At 65.5% G+C, this 12189-nt stretch carries 8 protein-coding genes; 2 read left to right on the top strand and 6 right to left on the bottom strand.

Annotated elements, in window-relative coordinates:
* Window positions 1-4: 4 nt before the first annotated feature.
* The gene (locus B4394_RS21165) at window positions 5-1777 is read right to left on the bottom strand and encodes a hypothetical protein (RefSeq protein WP_078316184.1); all 1773 of its coding nucleotides are present in this window, start codon (window positions 1775-1777) and stop codon (window positions 5-7) included.
* 105 nt (window positions 1778-1882) lie between these two features.
* Here B4394_RS21165 and B4394_RS21160 point away from each other — a divergent pair, with 105 nt between their 5' ends.
* On the top strand, window positions 1883-2827 hold the full coding sequence (locus B4394_RS21160; protein WP_078311542.1) for an NAD-dependent epimerase/dehydratase family protein: 945 nt from the start codon (window positions 1883-1885) through the stop codon (window positions 2825-2827).
* Here the strand turns inward: B4394_RS21160 and B4394_RS21155 are convergent.
* Together B4394_RS21155 and ppgS are read right to left on the bottom strand one after the other, a co-directional pair.
* Window positions 2771-3139 carry a DUF2304 domain-containing protein gene (locus B4394_RS21155; protein ID WP_078292552.1) on the bottom strand — a complete coding sequence of 123 codons (369 nt, stop codon included), beginning with the start codon at window positions 3137-3139 and terminating at the stop codon, window positions 2771-2773. The two genes, B4394_RS21160 and B4394_RS21155, sit on opposite strands and share 57 nt — an antisense overlap.
* A complete protein-coding gene (ppgS, locus tag B4394_RS21150) occupies window positions 3136-3834 on the bottom strand; it encodes a polyprenyl-phospho-N-acetylgalactosaminyl synthase PpgS (protein ID WP_078311541.1) in 699 nt (232 codons plus the stop codon). Before ppgS ends, B4394_RS21155 begins: the two co-directional genes overlap by 4 nt.
* A 111-nt stretch (window positions 3835-3945) precedes the next feature.
* Here ppgS and B4394_RS21145 point away from each other — a divergent pair, with 111 nt between their 5' ends.
* On the top strand, window positions 3946-5331 hold the full coding sequence (locus B4394_RS21145; RefSeq protein ID WP_078311540.1) for a WS/DGAT/MGAT family O-acyltransferase: 1386 nt from the start codon (window positions 3946-3948) through the stop codon (window positions 5329-5331).
* A gap of 19 nt (window positions 5332-5350) precedes the next feature.
* Here B4394_RS21145 and B4394_RS21140 read toward each other — a convergent pair whose 3' ends face one another.
* The 3 genes from B4394_RS21140 to B4394_RS21130 are packed head-to-tail and all read right to left on the bottom strand — an operon-like array spanning window position 5351 to window position 12005.
* The gene (locus B4394_RS21140; RefSeq protein ID WP_078316183.1) at window positions 5351-6643 is read right to left on the bottom strand and encodes a polysaccharide biosynthesis protein; all 1293 of its coding nucleotides are present in this window, start codon (window positions 6641-6643) and stop codon (window positions 5351-5353) included.
* Window positions 6640-8004, bottom strand: coding sequence for a M1 family metallopeptidase (locus B4394_RS21135; protein WP_078311538.1), 1365 nt, complete (start codon window positions 8002-8004; stop codon window positions 6640-6642). The genes B4394_RS21140 and B4394_RS21135 overlap by 4 nt, the downstream gene beginning before the upstream one ends.
* Window positions 8001-12005, bottom strand: coding sequence for a Pls/PosA family non-ribosomal peptide synthetase (locus B4394_RS21130; protein WP_078316182.1), 4005 nt, complete (start codon window positions 12003-12005; stop codon window positions 8001-8003). Before B4394_RS21130 ends, B4394_RS21135 begins: the two co-directional genes overlap by 4 nt.
* Window positions 12006-12189: the final 184 nt, after the last annotated feature.

Here is a 12189-nt window from a genome sequence, read left to right as displayed (position 1 = left end):
CAATCTACCGGGGCGCGAGCGCTCCCACCGGCCCGACGGCGACGCACAGCGACAGCGACTGGGTAATCGGCTGCAGGGTAAGCGAATTCCCTGAACCTGGGAGTCTGATGAACACTCGGTTGAGCCCGGGGCGAACCGGAACCTTGACCCTGGGCCCATTAGTGAACGATGCCCACGCCGCGCCCTCGGTGTTGGCGAGGTAGTTCAGCTCGACGATCCAGTCCGCGGGAAGCAGCGGCCCGGTCAGTGGCATGGTCTGGATGGACTGCACCAGGTAACCGCATCCCGGGACCGGCCCCTCGGTCAGCGCGCGCACCCACGTCACCTGGGCTTCCAGCAGATGGCCGTAGCGGTCAAGCATACGTAACTGCGTTGTGGTGGAACCGATCTCTGGCCGTGGGCGGACCAGCGCGAACATATGGCTTAACAGGTTCTCCGGCCGCACCACATTCTGAAGCACCAGTGGGTCGACTTCCTGGTCAAGCACCGCGGGCCCATCCGCGATCGCTGCCAAGGATTCCTTCACGGTAGCGATGTAGGGCGAGGCGGGATTGTTTCGCCAGGTGGGCAGATAGGTGGCCGTCGAGACCAAGCTGCTTCCCACGAACAATGCCAATGCGAACGCGACTATCGCGGTGCGTCGGACAGAGTTGTCCAGGTAGGCGCTGCCCGGTCGGTTCGGGGCGGTGAGCCCCACCGCGGCCAGCAGCGTCGCGACCACCACCAAATCCGGCAGGTATCGCAAGGTTTGTGCAAGCAGCAGCGCCGTGAACGCCGATGAGCGCATGAGATAGATCGGTACCTCGCTGGCGGCCAGGTAACCCAGCAGTGTCAGCCAGACCGGTGCGAGTCGCTGTTTCCGGGAACACGTCAGTACGACCGTCGCACCCAGCGCGAGCGCTCCCAGCCAAATCACCAACGAGGACGGTTCGGCCCACGGTGAGCTGGGCACCCAGCGGTCCCAGCGCCACGGGCCACCCACCAACCCGGGGAGCACCCCGTGCGTGAAGGAGCGTTGCAGCAGCGACCACGTCATCGACAGGTCGGTGCTCCACCGTTTCTGGTCCACCACCACCAGGTACAGGGCGATCCACGCCACGGTGAGCGCCCCGGCCGGAATCCAGAGCGTCGCGCCGCGTCGCCAGGTCCGTGTCAGTGCCGACCACCCGTCGCCGCGCAGAGAGGCCAACAGCGCCACCACCGCGAACGCGACGAACGGAATGACCACCGATTTCTCGAAGAACAACAGCCCGCCGAGGAAGGCGGCCATAGCCGTCACGGCGTACCGGCGGTTTCCGGTGCGATCCAGCAGCACCGCGTCGGCCACGAACCAACACATCGCGGTCAGCATCGGCAGGGAGTTCAGCGCCGCGGCCCACCAGGTAAAGCCGGGTATCGCCAGCGGCGTGAACAGTGCGAACGTGAGCGGCACGAGCAGCACTGGTCGCCAGCCCAGAATCACCCACAGTGCCCGCAGCAATGCCAGGGATGCCAATGCCTGCAGAATCACCAGGCTCAGCGCGGGCCAGAACCAATTCAATGGTGCGAGTTTGGTGATGATGCCCGCCAGCAAGAAGGCCGCGGGCATGACATGCCCATCGTGGTCATCGAACAGGTACGACGGGGCGAACAAGCCCTGTGTGCCCGCGCGGCCAACCAAGATCAGGTCGTCCCAGTAGAAGTCGCCCCCGAACGCCAGCACGCCGCGAACCACAAGGTGCACCACGAGGAGAGCCGCGGCGGCCACGGCAACGCGGTTGGTTCTGGCGAAAGGCATCAGGGCCCGAGACTAGCGATGAACGCTCGCGCGAAGAACATCAGGCACGGTCGGTAGGGTGGGGCCGAATGCCGTGAGCTATGCGAATAAAGAGGGAGTCGCCACGTGCGGGCAATGGTTACCGGAGCCGCAGGATTTATCGGATCAACGCTGGTGGATCGGCTGTTGGCGGACGGGCACGAGGTAACGGGTCTGGATAATCTGGCTACCGGCAAGGTGACGAATCTGGAGGCTGCCGAGGCGCAATCCGCCTTCACCTTCGTCAAGGACGACATTGTCGAGGCGGATCTGAACGCCGTCGTGGCCGAATTCTCGCCCGAGGTGATCTTCCATCTGGCCGCGCAGATCGATGTGCGGCACTCGGTGGCCGACCCGCAGTTTGATTCCTCGGTCAACGTAGTCGGCACCGTGCGGCTGGCTGAGGCCGCGCGTAAGGCTGGCGTGCGCAAGATCGTGCACACCTCCTCGGGCGGATCGATCTACGGCACTCCAGAGCAGATCCCCACGAACGAGTCCGTTCCCACCGATCCGCATTCGCCGTACGCGGCGGGCAAGGTGGCCGGAGAGATCTATCTCAACACCTTCCGGCATCTGTACGGACTGGAGTGCTCGCATATCGCACCAGCCAATGTGTATGGGCCACGCCAGGACCCGCATGGCGAAGCGGGTGTTGTCGCCATTTTCGCGCAGGCGCTGCTGTCTGGTCGTTCCACCAAGGTGTTCGGTGACGGCGGCAACACCCGTGACTACGTCTTCGTCGACGATGTGGTGGAGGCCTTTGTTCGCGCCTCCGGTCCTAACGGCGGCGGACAACGTTTCAACGTCGGCACCGGTGTGGAAACCAGTGATCGGCAACTGCATTCGCTGGTGGCTGCGGCAGCTGGCGCGTCGGACAATCCTGAGTTCCACCCTCCGCGACTGGGCGATCTGCGACAGTCCTGCCTGGACGTCGGCCTGGCCAAGAGCGTGCTGGGGTGGGAGCCGAAGGTGGCGCTAACGGACGGAATCGGCCGGACTGTCGACTTCTTCCGGGGGCTCGGCGCCGCGTAGCGCGACGGCTCGCGCGAGCCGTGAATACCGCAGTTCCAAATCCTTGAAACGCAGGTAGGTGCTGAGCGTCGTGAACGCGAACGCGATGATCAGCGCGTAGAGCATGAGGTCGGTGCCTCGGCCCAGGCCGAGCCAATGCGCCAGTGTGGTGGTGTCATTGGGACGCAGGATGGCGTAGATACCCGCGACCACGAAGAGGACGAACCCGAGCTTCACCCATGCCTTGGCCTGCGCGGTGCTGCGTGAACGCAGCAGATACACCAGCAATAGCAAAACCGCGACGATCAGCAGCGGCTGTATCCAGGTGATCACGGCAACCTCCGGCGGAACGCGGTGTCGAACATGATGTTGACTCCGTTGATCAGTGACTGGCCTTTGGCCATCGAGTACTCGGTGTACAGGATGTCGACGGGCTGTTCGGCTACCCGCCAATGGTTTTCGGCGATCATCGCGATGAACTCGCTGGCGTGGCCCATGCCGTTCATCGTGATGTTGAGACCGGTGGCGACGGTGCGGTTGAACACACGCAGCCCGTTGTGAGCGTCGGTCAGGTTGAGGCGGCGGGTGCGGGGACTCAGCAGCACAACGGTTTTCAGTACGATGCGCTTGATCAGGGGAACATGGCTGGGTGCGGACCCCGCACCGAAACGGGTGCCGACGATGATGTCGAGCGGTTCGAGTCGCAGCCTGTCCACCATGGCCACCACGTCCTTGACCTGATGCTGGCCGTCGGCGTCGAAGGTGACGAAGATCTGAGCACCGGGCTGCGCGCGCGCGTATTCGACACCGGTTTGTATCGCGGCACCCTGCCCCAGATTGACCGGATGCCGGACTAGATGCGCCCCGGCACCGTGCGCCAGCGCGGCCGTGCGGTCCGCGCTGCCGTCGTCCACACAGACGATGTTGGGGAACGTGCCGAGCGCCGCTGCGATGACGTCGGCGATGACTGGCCCCTCGTTATAGGCGGGGATGACCAGCCAGACGTCACTGTTACCGGTGTTGCTCACTGGGATCAAGGTAGCACCGGCAACCCATCAGCGGATGTCGGCTCTACCCGGCCCCCGACAAGTCCTGCCATTCCGGCAGAAGGGACCGTTGGCGGCACTAATGTTTCGGCCATGCAGCGGCTGTCTGGGGTAGATGCGGCGTTCTGGCACGCCGAAACGGCGGGTTGGCATATGCATATCGGGGGACTGTCGATCTATGACCCCACCGATGCACCTGACTACAGCTTTGAGCGGGTTCGCGGCCTCATCGTGGAGAGGCTTCCGTCGATGCCGCAGCTGCGCTGGCGAGTCACCGACGTCCCGCTGGGATTGGACCGGCCGTGGTTCGTCGAGGACGAGGAACTGGATCCCGACTTTCACATTCGCCGCATCGGTGTTCCCGCACCCGGCGGTCGCAAGGAACTGGAGGAACTGGCCGGCCGGCTGATGTCGTACAAGCTCGACCGATCGCGCCCGTTGTGGGAGCTGTGGGTCATCGAGGGCGTCGAGGGCGGACGTGTCGCCACGCTGACCAAGATGCATCACGCCATCGTCGACGGCGTTTCGGGCGCGGGCCTGGGCGAGATTTTGTTCGATATCGCCCCCGAGCCACGGCCGGCGCCGGACGACACGGTGGGGTCGCTGGTGGGCCTCGGGTTGCCCAGCCGTGAGCGCATCTTGTTGAGCGCATTGGTCAACCTGGGCGTCAAAACGCCCTATCGGGTGGTTCGGCTGGTGCAACAGACGGTTCGCCAGCAGCTGGCGGTGTTCGGTATGGAGCGGAAATCGCCGGGCTACTTCGAGGCCCCGCACACCCGATTCAATGCGCCGGTGTCGCCGCACCGCCGGATATCCGGGGCGCGTCTTGAGCTGGCGCGGGTCAAGGCACTCAAGGACGCCTTTGGCGTCAAGGTCAACGACGTGGTGCTGGCCATCGTGTCCGGGGCCGTCCGGGACTATCTGGCCAAGCGCGACGAACTGCCGGACAAACCGCTGATCGTGCAGATTCCGGTATCGGTGCGCACCGAGGAGACCGACGGCGAGGTGGGCAATCAGATCAGCTCGATGACGGTCTCACTGGCGACGGATATCGACGACCCTGCCGATCGGATCAGGGCTATCTATGAGGGAACGCAGGGCGCCAAGGACATGGCGCGCGCGATGTCGGCACACCAGATCATGGGGTTGACCGATACGACACCGCCGGGGCTGCTGCAATTGGCGGCGCGGGCGTACACCGCCAGTGGGCTGTCGCGGAATCTGGCCCCCATCAACCTGGTGCTCTCGAATGTCCCGGGTCCCTCTTTCCCGCTCTACATGGCGGGCGCCAAGTTGGAGTCGATGATCCCGCTGGGTCCGCCCGTCATGGACGTAGCCCTCAACATCACCTGTTTCTCTTATATGGAGCACATGGATTTTGGGTTCGTCACTACCCCGGAGGTCGCGGCGGATATCGACGAGATGGCCGACGGTCTCGAAGCGGCGCTGGTGGAGCTGGAGCACGCCGCGGGGATCTGAGGGTGCCAGCCGGCCCGGCTCAGTCGATGATGTCCCCGTCGGTCTCCGGGTCCCGCCAGAAGGCGAGTGCGGCCACATGCACGACCATTCCGACGACCGGTCCGACGATCAACGCGATGACCGTCCGCTCCTCCAAACTGAGGGGCAAGAGCAGCAGCAGCGCCGAGACCACGGTGGCCCCAACCCATCCCGCCGAATAGGCCAGGTGACGGGCGTGGGCGACGGTGGCTGCCCCGGTCAGCGTCAGTAAGGCGATCATCACCGCGCCGGCGGTCAGCCAGCCCAGAAGCGGACCACCCGCCTGGTATGCGGGATCGAACACTGTTCGCAGCAACCAGGGGCCAACGGTCGTGGCGAGCGCGATGCCTACGGCTCCCACACCGATGATGATCGCGGCCGGGGTGATAAGTGCACTGAGGCGCCGATCCCGCTCATCCACGAAATGGGCTATGAGGTTGCCCTGCAGCGCAGTCAGCGGAACCAATAGCGGCGCACGAGTCAGGGTGACGGCCAGGATTACCACGCCGCCGGTGGGGCCCAGATCGCCTGTCGTTGACTGCAACAGCACCGGGAAGCCCATCACCAATACCGCGCTGGCCGCGGCCGCGGCGATCGAATGCCGGGCGCCGCGCAGGAACTCCATGGTGTCGACGAGTGCGGGCACTGTGAGTGCCTCCCGGGTCGGCTTCGAGACCACGGTGAGCAGTAACCAGGACATCGATCCCGCGACCGTCGCCCATAGATACCCGACGAGCCCGATGGTGGCTACGAAGGTGACAACCGCCACCACCAAACGGATCCCCGCATCGGTCACCATGAGAACGCCGTACTGAGTCCACCGGTTCGATCCGGCCAGGGCGCCCAGGGTGGTCGCGTGCATGCAGAACCCGGCGAGCCCGCCCGCAAGCAATGCCACACTGAGCCAGCGAAACTCGGTGAACACATGAGCAGCCCACAGCGGTGCGGTGCCGACGATGCCGATGGCGGAGGCGATGGCGAAGGCGATGGCGATCCTGATCGGCAGGGTGGTGGCCAGCGGTGACCGTTCACGCTGCGCCAGCGACAGCCGCACTTCGCGGGTGGTCTCCTGCAGCAGCCCATTGGCCGCGCCGGTCACCAAGCCGAATGCGCCCCAGAAGACTGCGAACACCGAGAACGACGCGGGACCCAGCTCGCGGGCCGCCAAGTACAGCACAGTGTAGCCGCATATCGCGCTGATGGCGGTGGCCACACCGATCCGTGCGACGCTGGAGCGGACCGATGAGCCGCTCGGGTTGAGAGGCTCAAACTCGGTGGGGCCGGCGTCGGTCACTTCCGGTCCAGGGGCGGGAGCTGCTTCTCGTACAGCCACGCGGTCCACAGCGGCCGCAGCGATTCGTCGGAATAACCGGCCGCCAGGCCCGTGAAGTCGTCGGTGATGACGGTGCTGTGCCGGTATCGGGTGGTCCAGTCTTGCAGCAGTGCAAAGAATTTCGTATCACCGAGCCGCAATCGCAACGCATGCAATGTCAACGCTCCACGCTTGTACACGCGATCGTCGAACATCAGTTGCGGGCCGGGGTCGGCCAGGATCAGATCTTGGGGGAGGTCTTTGAGCTTTTGGTGGTAGTGGCGTGCGCGGGCATCGGCCGACGGCCCGCCGGACTCCTCGGACCACAGCCATTCGGCGTAACAGGCAAACCCTTCGTGGAGCCAGATGTCGCGCCAGCGGCGTGCGGTGACACTGTTGCCGAACCACTGGTGCGCCAGCTCATGCGCGACCAGTCGCTCGGAGCGCCGCTCGCCATCGCAATGGTTGGCACCGAACACCGAAATGCCTTGTGCCTCAAGCGGAATATCGAGCTCGTCATCGGTGACCACCACGGTGTAACCGGCGGCGAAGGGGTACGGGCCGAACTGTTTGATGAACAGCTTCATCATCTGCGGCTGCCTGCCGAAGTCATGCGTGAACCGCTCATACAGCCGCGACGGGAGCGCGGCGTTCATCGAGATCGGGTTCTTGGCGAGCTTGACGGTTTGATAATCCCCGATCTGCAGCGTCGCCAGATAGGGCGCCATCGGCTCGGGCTGCTCATAGATCCAGGTCGTGTGTGCGGCCCGGACCCGCCGTGATACCAACTCGCCGTTGGACACAACGCAGTATGGGCTGTCGCTGCTGATGACAAACCGATAGCTTGCCTTGGAGCTGGGGTGATCGTCGCACGGAAACCAGGACGCCGCGCCGTTCGGCTGTCCGGCGACCAGCACGCCGTTGGACAGCTCCTCGAACCCGACGTCCCCCCACATGCTGCGGATGGGGCGGGGTGATCCGCCGTATCGGATAACGATGGTCATGGCGGCTCCGGCCGGGATTCCGGTGGCCAGCTTGATGGTGATCTTTCCGCCGCGATGCCCGAAATGTGTGGGACGCCTGCCATTCACGGTCACCTTCGAGACACCGAGAGAGTCGGCGAGGTCGAGGGTGAACTCCTTGAGGGTGGCGAGGGTGACTGCCGTGATCGTCGCGGTACCGGTCAGCCGGTTGATGGCCACCTTGTATTCGAGGTCCAGCTCGTAGCGGGACACCCGATACCCGTAATTGCCGTTCTGCGGCAGGTAGGGGTCGATAATCGGAGGCCGTGGGGGGAGCCTTTTGGCTAGTTTCCTTCCTGGCTTCTTATCGGGTTTGGTCATGCGGCCCCGGAGTTCTTATTTGGGGAAACCTTGCCGCCCTTGGGCTTTTTCGGTGCCATCGGATCCAGCTTGCCCCAAGGAGAAATGGGGTTGCCCTGCCACCTCGTGGACGGTGGGACGACGTCACCACGGACCACCAGCGAGGCGGGCCCGACGGTGGCGCCGGCACCCAGTTCGGCGGCGGGAAGCGCTACGCAATGTGGTCCGAGGGTGGCGCCCTCGCCGAGGACCACGGTGTCCATCCGCATGATCCGGTCGTGGAACAGGTGTGTCTGCACCACGCAGCCGCGGTTCACGGTCGCGCCCCTGCCCAGGGTCACCAGATCGGCCTCAGGCAGCCAGTACGTTTCGCACCACACTCCGCGCCCGATTTTTGCGCCCAGGCCGCGCAGCCACCAGTTCTGCATCACCGTTCCCGATGCGGCGCGCGCGAACCATACGGCAGCAACGGTTTCCACGAAGGTATCGGCAACCTCGTTACGCCAGACGAACGAGGACCAGAGGGGCTTCTCCACAGCTTTGGTGCGTCCGACCACGACCCACTTGGCGACGACGCTCACCACGCCGGCCACGGCGCCGGCGATCAGCAGTACCACGCCACTGAGTGCACCGGCAGCCCAGAAATTGAACCGGATGGCAATCGTCTGCAAGGCCAGGAGCACCCCGACTCCGATCCCGAACGTCACGATGATCGGGATGATGCGGCACGTCTCCACGATCCCCCGCATGACCTTGAGCCGGAACGGCGGCTCGAATGTCAGCGCGGAGTCGGCGCCATCGGCCTTGCGCCGAAGCCGCTTTGGTGGACTGCCGATCCACGACGAACCCGACTTGGCCTTGTGGGGAGTCGCAGAGAGGACGGCGACCAGCGCGTCATTGGGCACCTTGCGGCCCGGCTGGGTGATCCCGGAGTTCCCCAGGAATGCGCGCTTGCCAATTCGGGCCTTGGCGATGTGAATCCAACCGCCGCCCAACTCGTAGGACGCGACCATGGTGTCGTCGGCGAGGAATGCGCCGTCGTCGACCTCGGTGAACTTCGGTATCAGCAGGGCTGTCGAAATCTCGGTGTCCTTGCCGATTTTCGCGCCCAGGATGCGCAGCCACCATGGGGTCAGTTGGCTGGCGTAAATGGGGAACAGATAGTTCCGGGCAGCGTCCATCAGGCGTTCGGTGGCCCACAGTTGCCATCCCTGCCGGCCGCGCACGGGGTGATACCCCTCGTGCACGCCGATCGACATCAGTCGCACCAGGGCGACGGTGATGGCGGCGTATACGACCACGCTGACCAGCGCCGCCCCTGGTGTCCAGATGAGCGCGGGCACCACGGCTTCACAGATCGTCGCCGTATTTCTGATGCCGAAGGCCACCACACCCAGACCGGCAGCCAGCGCGAGCAAGGGCAGTCCGCCCAGCAGAATCGACGTCACCCCGTAGATCGGTACCCATTGCCCGGCGCGGGGCGGACGGTAATCAGGCCAGGGATGGCGGGCCTTGCCCGACTTCACTGCCGGTGAGCCCTTCCAGTACTGGCCGTTCTTGACTCTGCCGACGACGCCGGAAGCCGGTGCGACATCGGCGTTCTTGCCGATGACCGCTCCCGGTAGCAGGGTGGTGCGGGCCCCGACGGTGGCGTCGTCACCGATGACGATGGGGCCGACATGGAACTTGTCGCCGTCAACCCAATGCCCGGACAAATCGACTTCGGGTTCGATGGAGCTGCGGTCGCCAAGCTCGAGCCAGCCCGTCACGGGCGGAGACGAATGCAGGTCGACGCCGTTGCCCACGCGTGCACCCAGCGCCCTGGCGTAGTACACCATCCACGGTGCGCCGGAGAGGTTTTCGGCGCCGCTGGCGGTGGCGAGCCGGTCGGCGATCCACACCCGTAGATGCACACTTCCGCCGCGCTCGTATGTCCCGGGTTTGACTCCGGACAGCAGTAGCCGCGCCCCGATGACGGTGATACTCATGCGACCCAGGGGAGTGATGAAGAGGACGAACGCTGCCAGCAGCACCCACCAGTTGACCGTTACCAGCCATGGCACATCGCTGAACATGGCGAATACGTTGTTGGCCAAAGCGAGCCAGGTCGCCCATTGCAGACCCGTGAGGGTGGTCAGCGGAAGCGTTGCCGCCAACTGGGCCAGCTCGGTCAGCCGCGGCACCGGCTTCACAATTCGGGTTTCGACCTCGAGGGGAGGTGCCAGCTCGTCCAAATAGGTGGCCAGTGATCCCAGTCGTGGCTGGTCATACAGGTTCGCGACGGTCACCTGCGGGTAGCGCTGCCGCAATGCCGCGACGAGCTGTGCCGCGGAGAGCGATCCTCCACCGAGAGCGAAGAAGTCGGCCTCGGGTCCGTCGACCGTGGCCGCCAGGATGTCTCGCCACAATCCGGCGAGCCAGCCCATGGTGCCGCCCAATTCGGCGGCGTCGTCGTCGGTATCCGCGCCGGGTGGTGGCCATGGCAGTGCGTTGCGGTCGACTTTTCCCGAAGTGCGCGTGGGCAGTTCGTCAAGTTTCACCAGTCGCGGCACCAGCGCCGCCGGAAGTGACTCGGCCAGGCTCGCGCGGGCTGCGGCGATATCGAAGTTAGGGTCGGCGCTGGCGATGTAGCCGACCAGCAGCGGGGTGCCACTGGCGGTCTTGCGCACCGCGGCCGCGCCGCCGCTCACGCCGGGCAGGTTGACCAGCGCCGCGTCCACCTCGCCGAGTTCGATGCGGCGTCCACCGACCTTCACCTGGTCGTCGGCGCGGCCCTGGAAGTACAAACCGTCGGGTTCCAGGCGCACCAGATCACCGCTGCGGTAGGCCCGCGACCATCCCAAAGTGTGGAGAGCAGCGTACTTTTCGGCATCCTTTTCAGGGTCGAGGTACTTGGCCAAGCCGACACCGCCGATGACCAGCTCACCGACCTCGCCGTAGCCGACCTGGTTACCCTGCGCATCCACGACTGCCAGATCCCAGCCCGGAAGCGGTAGCCCGATACTGACGGGACTGACCCCGTCGAGTCGTGCCGCACATGCCACCACGGTCGCCTCGGTGGGGCCGTAGGTGTTCCACACCTCGCGGGCCGCGCCGTCTTCACCGGTGGCCAGCCGTTCGGCCAGATCGGGAGGGCAGGCCTCGCCGCCGAAAATCAGCAGCCGCACCGCCTCCAGCGCCTCCGCCGGCCACAGCGCGGCCAGGGTGGGCACCGTCGACACCACGGTGACATCGCGGGACACCAGCCATGGGCCCAAGTCCATGCCGCTGCGCACCAGGGACCGCGGTGCGGGTACCAGGCAGGCGCCGTAGCGCCACGCGAGCCACATCTCCTCGCAGGAGGCGTCGAAGGCCACCGATAGTCCGGCGAGCACGCGGTCGTCGGGGCCAATTGGGTTGTCCTGCAAGAACATTTGTGCTTCGGCGTCGACAAAGGCGGCTGCGTTGCGATGCGTCACCGCCACGCCCTTGGGGGTGCCGGTGGAACCCGAGGTGAAGATGATCCAGGCGTCGTCGCGCGGTGTCGGTTTGGTGGCGCGCCAGCCTCGTGACGAACCGGGTCCACGAACCAGGCCGCCCGGGGTGATCACGGCGGCGACCTGTGCCTCGCCGAACACCAGCGCCGCGCGTTCTTCCGGGTCGTCGGCGTCGACGGGAACGTATGCGGCTCCTGCGGCCAGGGTCGCCAGGATCGCCACATAGAGCGAGTAGCTGCCCGAGGGCATCCGGATCCCGACGCGATCACCGCGCCCGATTCCCCGAGTGCCGAGCCATTCGACACTTGCCTCGACGTCGACGATGAGCTCGGAGTACGTGAGCTGGATGGTGCCGTCATCGATGGCGGGCGCGTCGGGGTGCTCGGCGGCTGTGGAGTAGAGGATGTCGATCAGGGTCCGGGCCGGAGGGGCTGACCTGCCGAGCAGGTACTGCGGAGGCACCGGGTGGGCCGGGGTTTCATGGGCGACGGGCTCGGCGGCCTCTTCGTGCGCGCGGTTGGTGGGTGACTCGTCGGGGCCGGTCACGCTGCTCCTCGTTAGTTTCCGCGTCGGTTTCTGTGGGCCTGGAGGGGTACCGCAGCGAGCCTATCGGTCCGGGTGCGGCTGGGCTCGCCGCCGCGCGGAAGTGGTCCGCCGGGCACGGTGATCCCGTGGCCTCCAAGTTTGCCACGGCGGTCCGCCGGCCGATCTGTCCGGTATCGGCACGGAG

This window comes from Mycobacterium sp. D16Q16, assembly GCF_002013745.1.
Lineage (GTDB): Bacteria > Actinomycetota > Actinomycetes > Mycobacteriales > Mycobacteriaceae > Mycobacterium.
The sequence above is the reverse complement of the archived record's forward strand: the minus strand, read 5'-3'. Positions and strand labels throughout refer to the sequence as shown.